The organism is Pedobacter sp. SL55 (assembly GCF_026625705.1).
Classification (GTDB): domain Bacteria; phylum Bacteroidota; class Bacteroidia; order Sphingobacteriales; family Sphingobacteriaceae; genus Pedobacter.
Window position 1 is genome coordinate 3,678,076 of record NZ_CP113059.1, and the last position, 21,806, is coordinate 3,699,881.

Sequence of the window (21,806 nt, forward strand, 5' to 3'; positions counted from 1 at the left end):
AATTATTTTTTAAAAATTATTTTGAATGTTGTACCAATGTTTACCTCACTTTCTACTGTTATCTTACCACCCATGCTTTCTACTTGGTTCTTGGTAATGAATAATCCTATTCCTCTGGAATCATCATGGCGATGAAAAGTCTTATACATGCCAAAGAGTTTATCTCCATGCTTGTTTAAGTCAATGCCAAGTCCATTATCTTGAAAAAACAAAGTTATGGTTGACTTATCTTCTTCATAATAAATTCTCAAAAACGACTCTCTAACCTCACTTTTGTACTTAATGGCATTAGTTATCATATTTAAAACAATGCTATCAATATAAGCGGATATCCCTTGTATTTGAATTGCATCGGGAATATCATTAATTATTTTAATTCCTGTTCTATTAATCTCACTAGATAAGCTTTTGATGTTTTTCTCAATAACGCCAGATAGTTGAATGTGCTGTAGTTCTTCAATAGTAAGATTTACTTTTACAATTTCTGTAAGGTCTTCCACCGTTTGTTTTAGGTTTTCTGCACTGCTGTTTAACAATGTTACTAGCTCGGTATGTGCAAGGTCGGCATTTTCCAACTGTAACAATTCAATTAAACCAGAAATACCACCGCTATGCGACCTTAAATTATGAGAAACTATATAGGCAAAGTTCTTTAATCGGTCATTTTGCTTTTCGGTTATGCTTAAGAGCGATCTAATCTCTTTTTCTACTTTTTTAAGTTCTGTAATATCAGTAGCTACTCCCAAATAGCCTGAAATAGTATTTTCATCTACAATTTTATTTATTGAAAGCAAAACAGGAATTATGTGCCCATCTTTGCCTTTATAGCTCCATTCTTTTGTTTTCGGCTGACCAATTTCAGCTTCATAAACAAAGGTTTCAAAACCACTTATTTTCTTATCGTACTTTTCGGAAAGAACTTTGCTTTCTTTTTCTATTTCTTCAGGCAAATGAATAATATCAGGTGTATGTTTTCCCACTAATTCTTCTGCTTTGTAACCAAGCAATTGTTCTGCTCCTGAATTGAAAAGTACAATTTTTCCTTCGGTATCCGTAGCAACAATAGAAACCTGCTTACTGGCATCTAATACAGCCTGTAAGTTTGAAATAGCTTCATTCAGTTTTCTCTCAGCTTCTTTTTCCTGACTAATATCTCTTACCAATGACCATATTAGTTTTTTACCTTCTGCATCTTTTACCACTATACCTTGCACCGATACCGGATATCTTGAACCGTCTTTTCGGATATACTCTTTTTTAAACGCTTCGTATCTGCCTTTATCTTCCATTTGTTGAAGAGCGACAATTTCAAAGGGTTCGTACTCTTTTGGGGTTACATCCCTATGGCTAAGCGCTAGAAACTCCTCTTTTGTATATCCCGTTGGCTCAGTAAGTTTGTCATTTGCATCGATAAATTTTCCGGTATCGTAGTCATTTAATGCTATGCCAATAGGCGAAAGATTGTAAAACGATGAAAGTAAATTCTTTTGGTAGATTAATTCCTCTTCCTGTTTTTTTCTTATAGAAATGTCAATGATTTGGGAAATAAAATAGAGAATTTTACCCTCAGCATCTTTTACAGACGATACTGCTAGTATGATATAGACAATATGCCCTTGCTTATGAAAATATCGCTTTTCCATTTGGTAATGGCTTCTTTTGCCCTCAATCACTTCGTTGAGTAAGGCTTCGTCAGTATGTAAATCATCAGGATGGGTAATATCCTGAAAAGTTAGATTCAATAATTCCTTTTCGGGGTATCCTACAATTTCACAAACTTTGTAGTTCACTTTGAGCCATTTACCGTTTGGGCTAACAATAGCCATACCTACAGCAGCGTTTTCGAAATTCCCTCTAAAAGACTCCTCGCTTAAGCGTAGTTCTTCTTCTTTTAGTTTCCTTTGAGTAATATCTTGATGGGTTCCATACATCATCAATGGTTTGCCATCTTCTGTCCATTCTAATACTTTACCACGATCAAATACCCAAACCCATTGCCCGTCTTTGTGTCTCATGCGAGCTTCAAAATCGTAATAATCAGCCTTTTTTTCGAAGCACGCATTTAATCGCCTGCCCGATTCCTCTAAATCATCTGGGTGAGCCAATTTCATCCAGGTTTCTATACTTATTGGTGCCAATTCGGCAAGGGTATATCCTACTATATTCGCCCAACGCTCGTTAAATACCGTTTGCCCGGTTTGCACATTCCATTCCCAAGTACCAACATTGGTTCCTTCTATTAAAGATTTGTATCGTATTTCATTATTCTTAAAATCTGTTATGTCGTTATGTACACCTAACATACGAGTTGGTTTGCCTTGTTGGTCTCGCATGGCTTTTCCTTTGCATCTAATCCAAACGGTGTGTCCATCTTTGTGCCGGTATCTAACAATTTGGTCGTAGGGATGATTTTCGTCTGCCAAATGTTTTTGAAAATTATCTATGGCAACTTGTAAATCTTTTTGATTAATAATGTGTTGCCACGCACTTGGCGAATGAGGCATTTCATTCGGGTTATAACCTAAGGTGTGCCAGAATCGAGGGTTCATCCACTCGTTCTCGGGTTTTTCCAAATCCCAATACCAGAGTCCATCCAAACAATTATCTTGAATAAAATCAAAAATTTGTTCATTGTTTTTAATGGAACCATAGAGCTCAGATTTTAGGTAATTGTCATTCATCATTGGTGTCTAGTTTTCTGTTTTATCGATGAGTTCTAAAATGCTTGCTAACGGTTTTGGGCTTTGCGTGGTGGCGGATTTTCAGCACAAAAGTTGATAGTAAGCCGTCACTTCAAATTTAGTAAAAGTTTCAAGCGAAACACTTCGCCCGCCATTACGCAAAACCCATGTTATATGCCGTAAAGGCTGGTTACTTTGACCTTAAAAGCTCTTTTTTTATGATCAGGAAGTTTTTTAGGTTTTTCCTTGTCGTAAATTAAACTTGAAGTCAGATTAAATATTTTGTGTAAAAGCTTTTGTCAGTAATTATCTAGTTTTTAATTTTTTTGCTGAAAATTTCGGTCAGCTTTTTTTTAATTCTCAATTTAACATTTATGAGCTGTTTTTTAGGTTTAAATTTCGTTTCAGGTCAATTTTTTTAAGTTCATTCAGTAGTTTTTAAAGCTATTTTTCCAGTAGGTTATGTGTCGTAAGGTCAGCGTTTTTTGTCGATTTCAATTTGTCCGTTAAACCACTTTATTTTTTAAAGACTTTACCAATTGTCCACCGAAGATGCTGTTTTTTTAAAAGCACAAATTCTTAAAGAACCAGTTCAGCCAAAATTTGCCACAAATTTCCGTGGGCAATTCGTCAAGTCTTAATTATGCGTTTTGTCGGCTGGTTTGTTTTCAGCACGAACGTTGATTTTATGGCATATAACTAACATATATGTCTGAAGTTATCAGACCAATCTATCCAAATATAGCTGTATTTGTCTATGTTTTTTACACCATTTTAAAAAGAATATAGCAATTATCTAAATTTATAAAACTAGCTTTTAAAGTATTTTACTTCGACTTTGGCGTATGTAACTGTCACTTTGCTCACCGCCTGCGAACGGAGTCCATGTGTCAAAGAAAAAGTGCGTAGCACGACTTTGACTATGTTTTACACAAGCGCAGCGCAGCATGGACGATTGCGCAGGTGAGCTGAAAAGTGGAAAGCTTTCACGGAGCCTATTAGTTGAGCTCTGCAAAGCGAATGACGGAGTGAAATGATGGCCAGCGTTTATTTATTCTTATAAAGAATAGATATAGCTGGATCGATATTTTTTTTTAAAGTCATTAATGGAATAAATTACTTTTTTGTATGGAATCAGAGGTCCAATTTTACCTTTCCAATTCTCCCAGTATTTTGTTGAGTAGCCTATCACTATCCCTGTTCTTGGCAATGAGAAACCCCGAACCTCTCCAAAATGGTTAATGTTTCCGCTTGTAGGCTCTCCAACTAAAATTGCACTAGTATTTCTTTTTAATGTAACAGCATTCATTAATGCATAAGAAAATGTCTTTTTACCAATTAGCACAAATAGCTTTCCATTTTTGTTTAAATAGCTATTTTTAATACTATCTATAAATGGTCGTAAAACACCAGAATTTCCACCATTATTTTCTCTTAAATCAACCATAATTCGCTCTGGCTTATACTTGTCGATTGTAGCAAATAGTGTTTGGTTAAATTTATCGAATGGTAGATTTTCCTGTATTCTGTAAGTATTATATTTAAAATAGATTGCCTTAGTTTCTGCATTATATTCATACCAATAAAAGTCTTCGTGCTTATTGGCAAAAGCATTTTTAAGTGGAGACTATAGTGGTGTACTTTGTATAGAACCCTTTGAAACTGACCTCAAATTTATAGTGGTCACTTAATTATCTTTTGATAATTAAGTAAAAGAAGCCGAATCAACATTTTCAATAACATTTATTCCTTTTAAAAACGAAGGGTTATTCAAAAAATGAAGGAGATACACTTCGAAATAAGAATTATTTTCATTTTGTATGACCGTTCTGCTACGACGGATTATTTCTTCAATAGGATGATTATTTATAGCGATGAGTTTCGCTGGCAATAATCGCAGCGCATTTGAGTCAATACCAATTGTAAAAATCCCTTCTTTATAAATTTCAAATTTGATGGGCAATATCTTGATATAAGTACGCTCGATTTTGGTGTGCTCATCTTCTATGGAAACGACTAGTTTAAATAATTCTGCAGTAAATGTTTCATAATTGAGTTTTTCTGCTTTAAATGCAATTTTGTCTACACTATTTTCCAATTCAGTCTTACTAATTTTTTTAAATAGATTAGTATGTTTTTGTGGAAGAGTATTCTTAAAATATTCCAAATCTGAAATAAAATCCGCAGTAGATGGTTGTTTACTAAAGCAAAAAGTATTCGCAAAAACGAAAATGATAGGTAATTGTATTTTTTCATGCGGAATTATTTAAATCATTATACACAAAAGATCTAAAAATATTGCTCCTAATTTTCAAGTCTTATTACTTTATCATCATTCCCTCAATTTTTGAAATTTGAAATGGAATTCTGAGCGAGAGATGAATTAATGTCTTTTAGATGATTCTAGATTGAATTACTAGTAAATGGTACTTTATTAGCTAATCATACAAAACTTTAATGTTATGCGTTTAATTCAAATAATCTTTATGTTTTTATTAATGAATTGCTGTTCAAAGCACCTCTCTCAACCTACCCTTGTAACGAAATGCTTAAATGGAAATTGGGATCAAGCAAATAATCTGGGGGGATTCATTTAGATTTTTATTTTTGTTGTTCACTCTTGATTTATTTTTTTGGAACAGCAGGAACTACTCAAACTACTTCTACCGACAGAACTTATCGAACATTTTGACCTTATCCGCATCGAACCGATGGAAGATGGTTATCATTTATTTCTTGACCAGCATAATATTCCACCTGCGGAATTTGCCAGCCACAAGTTGGAATCCAAAGGATTTTTAGATCAGGCAATTATCCGTGATTTTCCCTTGCGTGGCAAAGCCTGTTTCCTTCATCTTCGCCGTCGCAAATGGCATGACCATGATACCGGCGAATCCGTTTACAGTTCATGGAATACGGTGGCAGAGGGCACGCGTTTAACCGCAGAGTTCGCTGCTTTTTTAAAAGAATTTGATCGATAACCATCCTATCAGCTGCAAACTATTGGGTCAGCTGTATGGGCTTGATGGCAGGCGGTTGCAGGAACAATATATTCGTTACCTAAGTGATTTCATGGACTGGGACCAACGTTCTCATGCAGGCCACTGGGTTCTATTCGAACAAAATATTGGAGAATACCTAAGCCTGGATGAAGTATGCCTGTCCCGGGGAGAACTCTATACGGTACTCACCAATAAGGATGCAAAGGGGAAAAAGGGTGCTTTACTGGCTATGGTAAAAGGAACCATCAGCGATCAGGTGATTGCTATACTTGAACGCATTCCCTATCGTCTTCGTAAAGAAGTAAAGGAGGTTACTTTGGATCTGGCTCCAACGATGGAGCGTATTGCCAGGCGTGCCTTCCCCAAGGCAAGACTGGTATCTGACCGCTTTCACGTGCAGCAGCTTGCAGCAGATGCTGTTCAACAAATCCGCATTCAATACCGATGGGAAGCTATCGATCAGGAAAACAGTGAAATGGAGCTGGCAAAACAGCTAAACCATCCCCATGTGCCTGATATATTAGAAAACGGAGATAGTTTAAAGCAATTACTGGCCCGTAGCAGGCACCTGTTATTTAAAGATGAAACAAACTGGACAGCTTCCCAACAGCACAGGTCAGAGCTGCTGTTTGCCAGGTATCCCTTATTAGAGAAAGCCTATCGGCTGAGCAGGAAACTGTCTCATATCTTTTCAAACACAAAGGAGAAGGGCATCGGTTTTACCAGGCTCGCCAAATGGTATGATGAGGTTGAAAAATCAGCCATAAAAGCATTTTCAACCGTGGCAAGAACCATACAGAACCACTACCACACCATCCTGAACTACTTTGACAACAGGCATACAAATGCTTCTGCAGAATCGTTCAATGCTAAAATCAAAGCACTAAGAACTCAATTCAGAGGAGTCAGAAATGTTGAATTCTTTATGTACAGATTAGCCAAAATATATGCGTAATCTTTCTAGCCCCCCCCAGATTATTTGCTTGATCCATTATTTGCTTGATCCGGAAATTGCTTGAACCTACGCTAGGTATTAAAAAAACTGATTTTAAACAAAAAATCCAGACTTTGACGGTTCAAAGTCTGGATATAGCCTTCATCGGGCTCTTTTTTTCGTACCCAGGGCCGGGATCGAACCGGCACGGTTTCCCATTGGTGTTTGAGACCAACGCGTCTACCAATTCCGCCACCTGGGCATTTCCCCGTAAGCGGGAGCGCAAATCTATAAAAAGACACGCTATTACGCAAGTATTATTTAAAGTATTCGCAATTATTTTTAAGCAAGTGTCCTTTCACACAGATACACAGCGAATTAATTTTCAACAACTTCCTCTTCTTTCAGCTTTTTTTCTACATAGAACGGAACAAATGGCAATAATGAAGCTATAAACAATACCACAACTTTAGCAAAACTCCATTTTCTTTCTTGCCAAGCCATAACTAAACAAGCAATATAAAGTACAAACAATAGACCGTGCAACCAACCTACATATTTTACTGCCAATGGTAAACCAGCCCAATATTTAAGCGGCATAGCAATAAAAAGCAAAACAATGTAAGAAATACCCTCGGCTAAGGCTACTTTTCTGAAAAGATGTAATGAAGACATACGTTTAAAATTTGGACTAAAATAATCCATTTTATCGCAGCATTTTAACCCAATATCCTTTATGACAAAAACCTAACTAAAGTTTAGCTAAACTTTCTTTTAATCGAAGAATATATTTATTACGGTAATAGATATCTTTGATTTTAACCAGCTTCTGTTCTTGCTCATCTACACTAAGAGCTTGAAATCCGCTAGTATGAGAAAGTAACTTATCATTTAAGGATTGTTCAATACTTGCAATTTCAGCTTTCACTTGAGCCGCTTTGTCAACATCTGGATCAAACTGCAAATCCATAATGGTTTCGTTTACCTCCATCATCTCCATTAAAAATGATTGCGGAAGTGCATAGCTTTCTCCTTCGGTAATCATCCCCTTTAACTCCAGTACATAGTGAAGCACTTTCTGAGGGTTTTTAAGCACTTGAAAAGCTTTGTTATTTAGTGTAGACAGTTCTAACACCTCATCTTGTTTTTCTGTATCCTCATTGATATAGAAATCTGGATGATATTTCTTACTCAGCGCATAAAACTGTCGTTTCACCACATTTTGGTCTGGATGAAAAGAAACTGGTAAATCGTATAATTCGAAGTAATTCATTTTAACAGGTTTTAGGTACAAGGTATTAGGCCTAAAATCTTATTCCTAACACCTAATACCTAAATTTATATTCCAAACCCTTTAAGGATATCATTACCAAAAGCAAAAACCATTAAACTTAGCAGAATTACAAAACCTGCCACCTGTGCACGTTCCATAAATTTATCGCTCAAAGGCTTTCCTTTTATCATTTCGATAATTAAAAATACCACGTGTCCACCATCTAAAGCGGGTATTGGCAACAAGTTCATAAATGCTAATGCCATTGATATTAATCCAGTTAAGCTCCAAAATTTCTCCCAATCGAAATCGCTACCATAAACCTGTGCAATACCTATTGGACTGCTGATATTTCTTGCACTCAATTTTCCTGTAACCATTTTCCAAATACCTTTGGCGTTATCAGTAAACGAGCTCCAGCCTTTATCAACACCAACCGAAAACGATTCGAAAAAGCCATATTCTATGTTTACCACCGGTGGCGGAATTGTTGGTATAATGATAGACAAAGTTCCATTTTGTGAAACTTTAGGTATTAAAGTCAATATTTCGCTTCCTCTTAGTACTTCTATTGCAATTTTTTTGCCTTTATTTTTTGCTACTTCGGCAGTAATATCTCCATAAAACTTAACGCTTTTGCCATTTACAGCTAAAATGCTATCGCCTTTCTTCATTCCGGCTTCAAAAGCTGGAGCCTCTACTTTTACCGCTACTGGCTTAAAAAACAAAGCTTTTATTTTACCCAATAAACTCACTTTAGGTTGTAAATCTTGAGGCGTAACCACCGAATCTACCTTCTTTGCAATTACCCTAGGTCCTACAAATTCTCTAATTTTATATTTACTAATGCTATCTAAAACAGATTCTGGCACCCTTAAATCTATAGCTTTACCATCGCGAGAAATAGTTAACTTGGTATTGTTCAATAAAACTTTAGAACTTAAAATTTCATCCAAATAAATCAGCTTTTGTCCGTTTACTGCCAAAATTTTATCGCCTGGTTGCAAGCCCATCTGTTTGCCCACAATACCAGGACTAATGCCATTTGCGAGCTTATCATTCGGTATAAACGTATTTCCATATTTAAAGGCAACCATCCAAAAAATAAAAATACCAACAATTACATTCACAATGATACCGCCCAACATTACAATTAAACGTTGCCAAGCTGGCTTAGAGCGAAATTCCCAAGGTTGTGCCGGCGCCGCCATTTGCTCGGTATCCATGCTTTCGTCTATCATTCCAGAGATCTTCACATATCCGCCCAAAGGCAACCATCCTACGCCGTATTCTGTATCCCCAACTTTAAAACTAAAGAGTTTAAATCCCCAAGCATCAAAAAAAAGGTAAAATTTTTCTACTTTAATTCCGAAAGCTCTAGCTGCTAAAAAATGTCCTAATTCGTGTAAAATTACTAGTATCGATAATCCCAGCAAAAGCTGGCCCGCCATAATCAATCCGTCCATATTTTATTTATGTGTGTTTCTATTTTAGATGTGTTAAACTCTGTTTTGTTACTAATTCGTTTGCTAATGCCCTAGTTAGTTCATCTGCTTTTAAATAATCATTTAATGTTGGATGAGGCACAAATGCCACCTCTTCCATACATTGCTCAATTACATTGCTCATTTCTAGAAAACCTATTTTATCTTTCAAAAATGCGTCTACCACAATTTCATTGGCTGCATTTAAGATACAAGGCATGTTCCCTGCTTTTTCCATGGCTTTGTAAGCGAGGTCAAGGTTACGAAAACTTTTTGTATCTGCCTCAGAAAATGTCAACTCTGGATATTTCAAAAAGCTAAAACGTTCAAAATCTGTTTTTAATCTATTTGGATAAGCAAAGGCGTAATGAATAGGCAGTTTCATATCTGGCACTCCCATTTGCGCCTTAATAGAACCGTCGGTAAATTGCACCATAGAGTGGATAATTGACTGTGGATGTACGACTACCTCTACCTGTTCTGGCTTTAAATCAAATAACCACTTTGCTTCAATGGCCTCCAAACCCTTGTTCATTAGCGAAGCAGAATCGATGGTAATTTTAGCACCCATTACCCAGTTAGGGTGTTTCAAGGCTTCATTTTTAGTTACTTTAGCTAAAAACTCTCGGTCTTTTCCACGAAAAGGTCCTCCAGAAGCGGTCAACAAAATTTTCTCAATTTCGTTCTGCTCTTCGCCAACCAAGCATTGGAAAATAGCGGAATGCTCTGAGTCTACGGGGATAATTTTTACACCGTTTTGTTTGGCTAAATCCATTACCAGCTCACCGGCAACTACCAAAGTTTCTTTGTTGGCAAGGCCGATGTCTTTCTTAGCCTCGATAGCGGCAATAGTAGGTTTTAAGCCTACCGAGCCCATTACGGCAGTTAAAACCAATTGAGTTTTTGGTAGTTGTACTGCAGCTATTAAGCCTTCTTCGCCAGCAATAACTTTAGCATTTGGCAAAGCCGATTTTACCTGCTGGTACAAATTTTCGTTGCCAATTACTACCAACTCTGGTTTAAATTCCAACGCTTGCGCAATAAGTAAATCTGCATTATGCTGTGCAGTTAAGGCGTCAACCTTGTACAAACTAGGATTTGCCCGCACTACATCTAATGCCTGCGTTCCTATAGAACCTGTTGAACCTAATATGGATATGTGTTTCAAATTTATTTTATTAGTCTTATCATCGTCATTTCGACCGTAGGGAGAAATCTCGCAGAGGAAATTACTTTCAGTTAGATTTCTCCTCGTTCCTCGTCGAAATGACGAGATAGTTAATTATCAATATACCTCTCCAACCCTTCCGCTATTTTCCTATCGTTACTTAATCTCGGCACTTTGTTCTGTCCGCCTAATTTACCCTCAGCTTTCATGTAATTTACAAACGCTTCTTTTTGTAATGTTGTAATTTTCAAAGGCTGCAAAATATTACCCTCAATTAAATCAAAATAGTAAATATTTTTTTGCTGCAAGGCTTTATCTACTTTTAAAGCAAATTCGGCCAAATCAGCAGGTGCTTTTGCAAATTCTATAAACCATTCGTGGTAAGGCAGCTCGCCACCCTGCGGATTTACCTGCGGGGCTACTGTAAACTCTGTAATTTCAACGCCTTCTTGGTTAGCAACCGATAACAAAGCATGTTCCACTTCCTCTCCTATCACGTGTTCGCCAAATGCCGAAATAAAATGCTTTATTCTTCCAGTAACCACAATTTTGTATGGATTTAGGGAAACGAATTTAACCGTATCGCCAATGCTGTAGCCCCATAAACCAGCGTTAGTGTTCAAAATCAAAGCGTAGTTTTTGTCGAGCTCAACTTCTGCTAAACTCAACCTAGTTGGTTTTTCGTTATAATATTCATCCGAAGGAATAAATTCGTAGAACATACCTGCATTTGCCAATAATAGCAATCCTTTCTCCGTCTGGCTATCTTGGTAAGCAATAAAACCTTCTGATGCAGGATAGGTTTCTATAGCAGCTATTTTTTTGCCAATGCTGGCTTCAATTTTAGCTCGATAAGGCTCAAAATTTACACCTCCGTATACAAACAATTGAAAATTCTTGAAGATATCCTTGATTTGCTTACCACCTGATTTTTCAGTCAGTTTATCGAAATACATTTGTACCCAAGGCGGAATACCAGAAATCAATCTCATATCTGCATTTATGGTTTCATCCACAATGGCATCTACCTTTTGTTCCCAATCTTCGATACAATTAGTTTCATAGCTCGGCATCCTATTCTTCTGCAAATATGCAGGTACCAAATGTGCAACAATGCCCGAAAGACGGCCAACCTTAATACCCTTTTTTTCGCTTAAAACGGGGCTTCCTTGCAAAAAAATCACTTTACCATCTACAAAACTAGCATTTCCAGTTTCATGGATATAAGTTAACAACGCATTTCTGGCAGCTTTGATATGCTCGGGCATAGACTGTTTAGAAATAGGAATATATTTTACGCCAGAAGTAGTACCCGACGTTTTCGCCAAATATTCGGGCTTATCTCTCCACAAAATATTGGGTTCTCCTGCAACTACTCTTTCTATGTAGGGCTTTAAATCTTCGTAATCCCTAACTGGTACGTTTGCTTTAAAATCATTGTAGTTCTTAATATCTTCAAAACGATGATCTTTACCAAAAGCTGTATTTTTTGCTTCACTGATTAGTCGCTTCAACGTTAGTTCTTGCGCAGAAACAGCATCGTATTTCCATTTATCAATACCCTTAACTACAAAAGATGCAAATACCTTACTTAGTGCTGATTTTAATCCCATAATACACCCCAAACCCCTAAAGGGGCCTTTCCTTTCTCTCGTTAATATCTGAAAAAATTATTCTGACCATAAAATAAGTCCCCTTTAGGGGATTTAGGGGTTACATAATATTATGAATAATATCTGGATGTTCATCGCCTTTGTACTCGCTCATAATCTTGCGGTAAGCTACAGCAAAAAAAGCTGTGGAGAATGGTACAATTACAAACGAACTAAAAATTACGACAATTAATGAACTGTACTGACTGATATCGTAATCTATAAAGAGATTTACCAACCTGAAACCCATTAAAATTACGATATAGAAAAAGCCGAAAACTATAGCCTGTACAATTACCAAACCCAATAAAATCATCAATAATTTAATGAAATTTCCTTTGGTAGTGGCCAAACTTAGCTTGATAGATTCGAAAGGCGAACTATGCTTATCAATAATAAAGAATGGAAAAAAATGATCCTTACGAAAGTAAGGAAGATACTTAGCACCGCAATACCAACCGCTATATTTACAATAATAGCACCAGTTTGTGCATAGCCAGAAATTACGCCTTGATTTACCAATAGCTTTAGCAGCAAATCTAGTACATATAAGATTGGCATCAATAAAATACCTACAAAAAATATACTTAAACCAAAATATACGGCGGCAATTAAAAATTTAATGATTTCTGCTCTTGTTGGGAGCGTTTCAATAATCTGAATATCGGCATTTTCAGTATCTAAAAGCTTAAAAATGTACTTAATCATACACAGCTCTACTACGCAGTAGCTTAACAAAAAAATCAACAACATTACCGTTCTAATTCCCAAGTTTAGCTCTTCCATAAAAAAAGCCATAAAGGTTGATGTAGATGCGGTAAGGAAAATTAAAAAGCAAAGCGTAGCAATAGAAAAGTAATTTTCTTTGGTTACTTTCCAAGCTTGCATAATTACATCTTTTACTGCAAAAGTACTTTCTTTTAAGTAGTTAATCATTGTTTTAGATATGAGATTTGAGTATTGAGATTTAAGACTTAACCCCACTACACCTATCAGTTTTTCATTATTAGTTCACTCGTAATTTGTAAGTTAGTTGTTTGGCATCCTAAACTTTTGCCTTTTAACTTTTCACTTATTAAGCAAAACTCGTTTCACAAAATCTTGTATAAAACCCAAACCATAAGCGGTAAGTTGTATAAAAGATGCTATTATACTCAAAAATGCAATTTTTATTGATTTGTTGACCTGCCAAGCGTGAAAAAATATCAACAAAAAGTATAAGAGTAAAAAGAAATTACAAACGTAAGCTAAAGGACTAAAAAAGAGGTTACAGAGAATGGTAAAACCTAACCCGAGGGTAAAAATTGCCGGAAAAAAATGTACCGCCTTTAACTCTGATGGAAAATGTTTGTAAATATTGATGCGTGCCCTCCCAAAAAAATGCAATTGCTTGTAAAACTGTTTGAAACTTGTTCTACGTTTATGGTAAACTTTTGCGGCTGGAATTAAGCCAATTTTAAAACCATTTTCGTGTATACGGATACTGTACTCGATATCTTCGCCCAAACGGGTAAGGATAAAACCTCCCACCTTTTCATAAACTTCTCTGGAAAGCCCCATGTTAAAGCTACGCGGATGAAACTGCCCAATATGCTTTTTGTTGCCACGAATACCTCCAGTTGTAAAAGGGGAAGTCATGGCGTAACTGATGGCTTTTTGTACTGGCGTGAAACTTTCATGAGCAGCATCTGGACCACCAAAAGCATCCAATTGATGTTCAAACAGGTAATCTTTTACAATTTCCAAGTAATCGGATGGCACTAAAATATCCGAATCGAAGATGATGAAGTAATCGCCTTTGGCACGTTCGAAACCAAAATTTCTTGAAAAGCCCTGACCAGAATTTTCTTTGTAGAAATACTTCACATCGAGCTTATTCTCAAAACTAGCCACCATAGCTTTGGCATCATTTACCGATCCATCTTCTATTACCAGTACCTCAAACTGCATATAAGTTTGCTTGCACAAAGTAGATAGCAGTTCTTTAATTTCCTGCGGACGGTTGTATAAAGGGATGATTATTGAGAAAAACATTCTTATGGTGTAAGGTTAAAGGTCTAGGGTTTAAGGCGTATTAACACTACGCCCTAAACCTCATCCCTTAAAGCTCTTTTTCTATTAAATACTGATTTCTTTCTGGGGCGTTACGACCAACCAATTCTGCTACAAAACCTGCCAAAAACATTTGAGAACCTACAACAATGGCTACCAGCGCTAAATAAAATAACGGTTGATCTGTAGCATTACGATAAGGCAAATTATTCCAGATATGGATTTGCTTTTCTACCATGATGTAAATAGCCATGATGATACCCAAGAAAAAGCTTAATACGCCCAAAGAACCAAAAAAGTGCATTGGTCGTTTACCGAATTTACCTACAAAGAAAATAGACATTAAGTCTAAAAAACCATTGATAAACCTACTTAAACCAAATTTGGTTACCCCGTATTTACGGGCACGATGCTCTACCACCTGTTCTCCTATTTTAGAGAAACCAGCCCATTTTGCCAGCACAGGAATATAACGGTGCATTTCGCCATAAACTTCTATGGTTTTAATGACATCGTGACGATATGCTTTAAGGCCGCAGTTGAAATCGTTCAATTGAATGCCACTCATTTTACGGGTAGCGGCATTGAATAATTTAGTGGGAATGGTTTTGGTAATAGGGTCGTAGCGTTTTTTCTTCCAGCCCGAAATTACATCGTAACCTTCGTCTTTAATGCGGCTGTAAAGTGCGGGTATTTCGTCTGGACTGTCTTGCAAATCGGCATCCATAGTGATAACCACATCGCCCTGCGCCGCAGCAAAGCCCACATTTAATGCGGCTGATTTACCGTAGTTACGTCTAAATTTGATGGCTCTGATACTTGCAAACCTCAAATTCAATTCTGTAATTACCTGCCAAGAGCGGTCGGTACTTCCGTCGTCAATAAAAATGGCTTCGTAAGAAAAGTTATGCTTCTGCATCACATCGTCTATCCAAGAAATTAACTCGGGCAGCGACTCGTCTTCGTTATATAGCGGTACTACAATTGATATGTCCATTCTTTAGTATTGAGTATTGAGTATTGAGTATTGAGTATTGAGACCTACTGTCGAATACATTTACCCATCAAAAAATAACGTGCAAATTTCATCAAATAAATTGAGATAATTTGCACGTTTAAAATATAAATTAAAAAGTATTAATTGGCTCCAAATTGCTCGTCTGCTTGGCGAGCAAACGGATTTGGGTTTTCTTTTTTAACGATAGCGGCACTAATTAAACTAATGATCAACCCAGATATAGTAAACGTAACTGCCAATCCAAAAACCATGAACAAAATCATGTATTTGCTCATCATTTCTATACCTTTTAGCTGTTGTTCGTCACTGCCTGCTTTTGCTCTTGCAGCATCAATAATAGCTTCCATTGAACCAGGACTTAGTATTTTATAGTACAGAACGGTTAATAATGCGATAAAAAGCCCAGCGTAAGCCGCCACCTTAAATCCAGCAGAGAAAGCTCTACCAAAAGTGATAAAACCACCCAATTCGCTCCTATGTTTAGTTTGCACATAAATAATGGCTGCAATAAAAGGAACATACGTTAAGGCGGTTGACAAAATCTTTAAACCAATTGATACATTCTCGTAATTCGCTCCGCCCATACCCATCGCTTCCGAAAGATAAATCAACGCCAAATTATAAATTGCATATAATAGTGCTATTTGAAAAGCCAATAGGTTCGGCTTTTTTTGTTCTTGTGCAAGCTGTTGTTCCATACGTTATCTACTTTGGTTAAAATTAGTAATTAAACTATAAACAGACGCATCAAACGCCTTATTGTTACTGTATTTTTCTAAATCTTTATACGCTTGCTCTGATGCTACTGGCTGTAAGAAGAAAGCCATAAACGGCACAAACAACTCTTGCATCTCTTCTGCCAAATCCAAAATCTTTGCATTTTCGCAAATTTCTTGAATGCTGGTTTCGGCCAATTGCTGGTTTTCAATCAAATCTTCGTAGATATGAAATTCATCTTGAAACTCATCTTCTTCTACCAATAAAAATTCTTTCAAGAAGTCTTCTAATTCCGGTTTAATCTGTTCATCGTGGCACTCGTTAATATACAGTAACAAGTTTAACAATTCTGTGCCTCTATCAATGGTTTCATCTTCAATAGCTTCCCATTCTTTAGATTCAAGATAGTCTTCTTCCAACTTATTTACGTCGCTGGTAAAAAAGTTAATCATCAATAAATCGAAGAAAATTTCTCTCAGCTCTTCAAATTTTGGATATTCATCGAAAACACCGTCGAACTGTGCTACTTTATCCATAAAATCAGCATCAGCTTCAAAAACCGCTACTAATTTGTGCGTTAATTCTACACTTGCCACCTTGTTCACTTCGCCAAACTTAGCTAATGAAGCCGTTATTGTCTTTTTTACTGTGTTGTTCATCTTACTCTTTTGTCCCTCTAAAAAAGGGAATTATTTTAATTTCTTACTTGTTTTACTCACTTTCTTTTCTTCGCTCTGCAACCTACGGCTAACCTTCTTTACGTCTTCTAATGCAGGTAAATTTTCTGGCTGCACACCTCTTTCTTTTAACATCTTACGAACCGCTGTGCTATTATCCACATGCTCTTTACCTATCTGTTGCTGTCCTTTTAAGTCTTTTTCAATTACATTGTGACTAGTTAATTCGGCGGCAAAGTCTTTAGCTTTTATAGTAAGTGTTGGCAAAAAATCAGCTAGCGGCTTGCTATCTGGAATTTGCAGTTTACGTTTCATATCATTGGTAGAAAAACCACCAAAAAGTGCTTGATCTCCCATGCTTCTAATTATTGCAAAACCTTTATTATCTACTCCACGTTCGTAAATGATGCCTGAAAGTTTCTTTTCCGATCTGCTTAGCTTCTCTCTTGCGATTACCCTTGCAACCTCCAGTAGTCGCTGCTCAATTATTTCTTGTTTACGTGTTTGTACGGCAAAGTAAGTTTGTGCAAATGCAATTTCGCTCTTAGTGGCATCTCCATTTTGGGCTATTAAGTAACAAGCATATCTGGTAAGAGCAATATCGTCTATTTCTCTTTGTGCTCCCTTTGCCAGACTTATCATTTTGTTGAACCCAACAAAATGATCAAAAACCACTTCTCCTGCATTTTCACAAGATTTTTTGGCTTTATCTATAGCTTTTAAAAAATTGCGCCACTCTGCGTAATTAAATACTTTTTGCAGCTCTCTTGCACTCCAACATTCAACACCCTGATAAGTATATGCGGCCTGTTCAAACTTTTGCAATAACTCGGCAACTAATTCTGTTTTCATAGGCATTGATGTTTTTCTAGTATCCCAAATACTGTCCGTTATTATAAACCAGCTCTACTTTTCCCTTCAAAGTTTTATTAAACAAAGGCGAATTAGCTGATTTTGATCGATTTGTTTCGCTATTGAAAACCCATTCTTTGGTTGAATTAAAAACCGTAAAGTTTGCAACCGCTCCTTTTTTAATCTGAGGAATTTCTAGCTTCAATAATTTTCTAGGAGCAACTGCCAATTTCTCTACAATTAATGTCGTATCTAAACCTGCTTGCAACAACAAAGGCAATACCGTTTGTAAAGCAATAATTCCGTAGTTAGCAATTTCGAACTCTACGTTTTTAAACTCTATTTCGTAAGGGCGATGTTGTGACGAAATTGCATCGATAGTACTATCTTTCAAACCTGCAATTAGCGCTTTGTTATCGGCTTTGCTACGTAAAGGCGGTTTTACTTTGTAATTGCTATCGAAGTCGTTCAACAACTCTTCTGTAAATACCAACTGATGAGCTGCTACATCGCAAGTTACTTTTACGCCATCTTTTTTTGCTTTTTTAATTAACGCTACAGCACCTGCGGTAGAAATATTACTGATGTGGATTGGTGCATTATGGTATTGTGCTAAAAACAAATCTCTAGCAACCTGCATTTCTTCGGCCAATGCCGGAATACCTTTCATGCCCAACAAAATGGTAGTAGCGCTTTCATTTACCTGAGCTTTGCCAACTAACGCTTTATTTTCTGGATGCGTAAATAACAAACCATCGAAACCTAAAGCGTACTGCAAAGCTCTACTCATAAACCCATCATCGGCAATGGCTTTTCCAACTTCGGCAAAGGCAACAGCACCAGCTTGTTTCATATCAAACATTTCGGCCAGTTCTTTTCCTTCCAAATTTTGGCTAATCGCACCTATAGGATGCACATCTACCAAATTGCCTTTAGCTTTATTCAAGATATATTCTACCTCGCCTTTGCTATGTACCACAGGTTTGGTATTGGGCATAATTGCTACACCTGTAAACCCACCCGCAGCGGCTGCAGCCGTACCTGTTCTTATATCTTCTTTGGTTTCGAAACCAGGATCTCCAAAAACACAATTCAAATCGAAAAATCCTGGCGATAAAACAGTTCCATTCCCTTCAAAAACAGTCTCAGACTTTTGCGGCGATAGGTTTGCACTTATTTCTGCAATTGTTCCTTGATCAACTCTCACATCGCAAGTTTTTCCGTTAAACTCGCTGCTGGCATCGGCAATGGTAATTCCCTTAATTAAGAGGCTCATGAATTCTATATTTATTTTTAATTTTCTTTTGTCTATTAGCCACAGATCCACAGATTTTTCATCTTATATCTATCTTCCAAATTAAAATCAATTTATTTGTGCATCTGTGGCAAAAAAAATCTAACTAATAATATTTCGGCGGCTATGAAAATTAAGCTCAAAATTAGGCAAAGTTTCCATAACTCAGTTCCATTATTTTTTTCGGCAATGGCCGATGATATATTCTCTTTCTTAGCATCAATGAAATGAACTTTCTGCGTACCAAAATGTTCTTCCAACTCACCTTGAGTATCGTATTTCATATTCGATTCTGCTCTGTTATCATTAAAGGCAACCACAGCTAAAGTAGAATCCGCTTTTTGCACCTTATAAAATCCAGATTTTTGAATTTGATCTGCTATATAAAGTAAGGTTTTTCCATTTTGATGACTGACATCTGGAATGACCTCAAATCCATCTCCAATTAGCTTTAGGGATTGATTAGCTCCCAACTTAACTGAAGGTAAAGTAATTACGTTGTCTTTGGCAATGGTGTAAAACAATGGTTGGTCTTTTGCACTCTCAAAGGCAATTTTATACATCAGCGGCACAAAAAGTGGATGTTTAGAAAGGTTCCCATCGGCTTCTTCTAGTCCAGTAGCGGCTAAGAAAACTTGTCCAGAAGCTATTGGATAACGTGCTAAAAAAGTTTTCCCAGCAGGCAATTGCAGCAATGGCTCTTTTGCTATCCTGCTATTATTAGCATAAGTGAAGTATCTATTGGCTAAAGGCAAATCCATGTTTCTGGGCAAAGTTTCGAACACATCCTTAAACAAACTGTGTTTCAATTCTATTTGAGCAACCTTAACAGGCGCTGTAACTAAACTAGCTACCGCAGGCAAATTTAGTGTAGTTAGAAATGAGGTATAAATAGTTGGATCAACTGTTGTGGATGGAAAAACTACTACCGTACCGCCGTTATTTACATAGTTTTTTAATCCTTGAGCTAAGCCACTAGAAGGCTGATTGATACCATTCAAAACAATTAAACTGTAATTTGAAAAAGCCGAGTAGTTAATGTTATTTTCGGAAACCGAAGTCAACTTGAAATAAGGATCGGCGTTGTAAAGTGCTTCGATATATTTAGCTGTTTTGTTGCCATTGATACTCAATATTTGCTGATTAGCACTTACATTAAAACTGAAATCCAGTTCATCATCAAATGTTAAAGGATAATCTTTAATGCTTAACACGCCTTTTTGCCAGCCCAAACCTAAGCCGCTGTAAGAAAGGGTATCAATTGCCGTGGCTCCAGTAGCTACAGTGATGCTTCCAATAGCCTTTTGCTGATTATTGATGGTTAATTTAAGCGGCACATTCTTGGCTTCTTCATTACCAAAGTTTTTTAAACGAACAATAATTTTTTCTGAAATATTGGGCTGGTGCACTGGCGATAAGAACCAAACGCTATCTACCGAAATATTCGGCAATTCGTTGGCACTAATTTTAACCAGTGCCAATTGCGTAGCTTGGTCTTTTTTAATAGCCTCTTTACCTGCAAAGTTTTGCTGAAAATCAGAAATCACATAAGCATATCTGTTGGCAGCACCAGTAAACACACCCTGCTGACGATTAATTACTTGTTGTAAATTTCTATTGGCAGCAGATATTTTTACTTCATCTACGGCTTGTACAAACTCTTCTGGATTGAGCAAACGCTGATGTTTCCCTTCAAAATCGTTAGTTAGCAACTGGAAACGATCATTGAGTTGATAGCTTTTTACAATCTCCTTTGCTCGGCGCTTGGCTTCATCTAGCAAACTTCCCTCCTTATTTACCGCATCCATGCTATACGAATTATCCAGATAGATACTTACGATATTGCCGTTTGATCTGTTGGTATCCTCGTTAGAATTGATAAAAGGTCTGGCAAATGCCAAAACCAGAAACACAATTGCTAAAATACGAGCAGCTAAAATCAATAGATTTTTGAGTTTTTCTCTTGATGAATTTTGTTCTTTAACTTCTTTTAAGAACGAAACGTTACTGAAATAAACTTTTTTGAACTTGCGGAAATTGAATAAATGAATTATTACCGGAATTAAGACCGCCAATAGTACAAAAAGAAAGCCCGGATAGAGGAAATTCATTAAAAACCAAAGGTACAAAAGATTTACAATTTTACAGATTGGGATTTATGATTTTATAGTTGCTACCAACCATGCCAAATTAAAAAGCATGGCCATCAATTTTATTAAGAACATAATTACCGTTTACTTTATTAGCCAATAAATAAATAGCTTTACCTAATTAAGCCATGCAAAACACCGTAACGTATTAGTGCGGCAGAATTTTTAGAGCCAGTTTTATCTAGCAAACTTTGTCTGTGTCCTTCAATAGTTCTTTTACTTAAAAACAACTTCTCCGACATTTCTAAATTCGTCAAACCTTCGGCTATCAATTGTAAAATTTCTAGTTCTCGCAGCGAAAAATCAATTTCATTGTCAGACATGGTCATTAAATACTTTTTGCTTTGCAACATTGTATCCATCAAAGACATGGTCAACTCCGCACAAAGATACCTGTATCCTCTACATACAAATTTAATGGCGAAAATAAGTTCTTCGGCAGAAATGTTTTTGAGCAAATAACCATCTCCACCATTTTTAAAAGCTTCCATTACATATTTTTCGTGATCATGCATGGAGAGCATTACCACTTTTATTTTTGGATATTTGGCTTTTACCTCTCTAAGCAGCTGCATCCCATCCATTTCTGGCATATTAATATCTGCTATAATGATGTCTACCTCATTAGAGGCAAGTAATTTCATTACACCTAAGCCATTAATTGCCTCGCCTAAAACCTTAATTTGTTCGTCGGCTTCTAAAAGTAGTTTAATACCATTTCTTACAATGTTATGATCTTCTGCTAATATGATTTTTATCATCCTTACCCTTTATTTTATGATGTTTACTTTTTTTCAAAAGCCCGAAATTAGCATAAACAAGTACTTAAATATGGTAGACAAATGGTGTACG

The 21,806-nt window shown here is 36.5% G+C and carries 20 protein-coding genes and 1 tRNA gene; 2 read left to right on the top strand and 19 right to left on the bottom strand.

Going from position 1 to position 21,806, the window contains the following annotated elements:
* Nucleotides 1-2: 2 nt before the first annotated feature.
* The 3 genes from OVA16_RS16430 to OVA16_RS16440 form a co-directional block, all read right to left on the bottom strand.
* On the bottom strand, nucleotides 3-2,684 hold the full coding sequence (locus OVA16_RS16430; protein ID WP_267761636.1) for a PAS domain-containing protein: 2,682 nt from the start codon (nucleotides 2,682-2,684) through the stop codon (nucleotides 3-5).
* A gap of 1,054 nt (nucleotides 2,685-3,738) precedes the next feature.
* Nucleotides 3,739-4,128 (bottom strand): S41 family peptidase, encoded by a 390-nt coding sequence (locus OVA16_RS16435; RefSeq protein WP_267761638.1) that lies wholly within the window; start codon nucleotides 4,126-4,128, stop codon nucleotides 3,739-3,741.
* A 258-nt stretch (nucleotides 4,129-4,386) separates the two neighbouring features.
* A complete protein-coding gene (locus OVA16_RS16440) occupies nucleotides 4,387-4,848 on the bottom strand; it encodes a hypothetical protein (RefSeq protein WP_267761640.1) in 462 nt (153 codons plus the stop codon).
* A gap of 466 nt (nucleotides 4,849-5,314) precedes the next feature.
* Here OVA16_RS16440 and OVA16_RS16445 point away from each other — a divergent pair, with 466 nt between their 5' ends.
* Nucleotides 5,315-5,662, top strand: a complete 348-nt coding sequence (locus OVA16_RS16445; protein ID WP_267761642.1) for a transposase — start codon at nucleotides 5,315-5,317, stop codon at nucleotides 5,660-5,662.
* Between the two features lie 22 nt (nucleotides 5,663-5,684).
* On the top strand, nucleotides 5,685-6,638 hold the full coding sequence (locus OVA16_RS16450; RefSeq protein ID WP_267758925.1) for a transposase: 954 nt from the start codon (nucleotides 5,685-5,687) through the stop codon (nucleotides 6,636-6,638).
* A 161-nt stretch (nucleotides 6,639-6,799) separates the two neighbouring features.
* Here OVA16_RS16450 and OVA16_RS16455 read toward each other — a convergent pair.
* From OVA16_RS16455 to OVA16_RS16530, 16 genes are all read right to left on the bottom strand, one after another.
* Nucleotides 6,800-6,879, bottom strand: a tRNA-Leu gene (locus OVA16_RS16455).
* A 116-nt stretch (nucleotides 6,880-6,995) separates the two neighbouring features.
* On the bottom strand, nucleotides 6,996-7,292 hold the full coding sequence (locus OVA16_RS16460; protein WP_267761644.1) for a DUF3817 domain-containing protein: 297 nt from the start codon (nucleotides 7,290-7,292) through the stop codon (nucleotides 6,996-6,998).
* Nucleotides 7,293-7,368: 76 nt separating this feature from the next.
* Nucleotides 7,369-7,890, bottom strand: a complete 522-nt coding sequence (locus OVA16_RS16465; RefSeq protein ID WP_267761647.1) for an iron-sulfur cluster co-chaperone HscB C-terminal domain-containing protein — start codon at nucleotides 7,888-7,890, stop codon at nucleotides 7,369-7,371.
* Between the two features lie 65 nt (nucleotides 7,891-7,955).
* Nucleotides 7,956-9,356, bottom strand: a complete 1,401-nt coding sequence (rseP, locus tag OVA16_RS16470) for an RIP metalloprotease RseP (RefSeq protein ID WP_267761650.1) — start codon at nucleotides 9,354-9,356, stop codon at nucleotides 7,956-7,958.
* 19 nt (nucleotides 9,357-9,375) lie between these two features.
* Entirely contained in the window at nucleotides 9,376-10,542 is a 1,167-nt protein-coding gene (locus OVA16_RS16475; protein WP_267761652.1) for a 1-deoxy-D-xylulose-5-phosphate reductoisomerase, read from the bottom strand.
* 110 nt (nucleotides 10,543-10,652) lie between these two features.
* Nucleotides 10,653-12,155 (bottom strand): GH3 auxin-responsive promoter family protein, encoded by a 1,503-nt coding sequence (locus OVA16_RS16480; RefSeq protein ID WP_267761654.1) that lies wholly within the window; start codon nucleotides 12,153-12,155, stop codon nucleotides 10,653-10,655.
* A 100-nt stretch (nucleotides 12,156-12,255) separates the two neighbouring features.
* Nucleotides 12,256-12,546, bottom strand: a complete 291-nt coding sequence (locus OVA16_RS16485) for a hypothetical protein (protein WP_267761656.1) — start codon at nucleotides 12,544-12,546, stop codon at nucleotides 12,256-12,258.
* 2 nt (nucleotides 12,547-12,548) lie between these two features.
* Nucleotides 12,549-13,130 carry a hypothetical protein gene (locus tag OVA16_RS16490; protein WP_267761659.1) on the bottom strand — a complete coding sequence of 194 codons (582 nt, stop codon included), beginning with the start codon at nucleotides 13,128-13,130 and terminating at the stop codon, nucleotides 12,549-12,551.
* A 132-nt stretch (nucleotides 13,131-13,262) separates the two neighbouring features.
* Nucleotides 13,263-14,228: a glycosyltransferase gene (locus tag OVA16_RS16495; protein WP_267761662.1), complete on the bottom strand. Its 966-nt coding sequence runs from the start codon at nucleotides 14,226-14,228 to the stop codon at nucleotides 13,263-13,265.
* A gap of 67 nt (nucleotides 14,229-14,295) precedes the next feature.
* The gene (locus OVA16_RS16500) at nucleotides 14,296-15,243 is read right to left on the bottom strand and encodes a glycosyltransferase family 2 protein (RefSeq protein ID WP_267761664.1); all 948 of its coding nucleotides are present in this window, start codon (nucleotides 15,241-15,243) and stop codon (nucleotides 14,296-14,298) included.
* Nucleotides 15,244-15,383: 140 nt separating this feature from the next.
* Entirely contained in the window at nucleotides 15,384-15,962 is a 579-nt protein-coding gene (locus OVA16_RS16505; RefSeq protein WP_267761667.1) for a DUF4199 domain-containing protein, read from the bottom strand.
* A 3-nt stretch (nucleotides 15,963-15,965) separates the two neighbouring features.
* On the bottom strand, nucleotides 15,966-16,640 hold the full coding sequence (locus tag OVA16_RS16510) for a hypothetical protein (protein ID WP_267761669.1): 675 nt from the start codon (nucleotides 16,638-16,640) through the stop codon (nucleotides 15,966-15,968).
* 30 nt (nucleotides 16,641-16,670) lie between these two features.
* The gene (gene dinD, locus OVA16_RS16515; protein WP_267761671.1) at nucleotides 16,671-17,510 is read right to left on the bottom strand and encodes a DNA damage-inducible protein D; all 840 of its coding nucleotides are present in this window, start codon (nucleotides 17,508-17,510) and stop codon (nucleotides 16,671-16,673) included.
* A 16-nt stretch (nucleotides 17,511-17,526) separates the two neighbouring features.
* Complete coding sequence (locus tag OVA16_RS16520) at nucleotides 17,527-18,786, bottom strand: dihydroorotase (RefSeq protein WP_267761674.1); 1,260 nt, start codon at nucleotides 18,784-18,786, stop codon at nucleotides 17,527-17,529.
* 92 nt (nucleotides 18,787-18,878) lie between these two features.
* Nucleotides 18,879-20,915, bottom strand: coding sequence for a BatA domain-containing protein (locus OVA16_RS16525; protein ID WP_267761676.1), 2,037 nt, complete (start codon nucleotides 20,913-20,915; stop codon nucleotides 18,879-18,881).
* A 152-nt stretch (nucleotides 20,916-21,067) separates the two neighbouring features.
* The gene (locus tag OVA16_RS16530) at nucleotides 21,068-21,715 is read right to left on the bottom strand and encodes a response regulator transcription factor (protein ID WP_267761679.1); all 648 of its coding nucleotides are present in this window, start codon (nucleotides 21,713-21,715) and stop codon (nucleotides 21,068-21,070) included.
* Nucleotides 21,716-21,806: the final 91 nt, after the last annotated feature.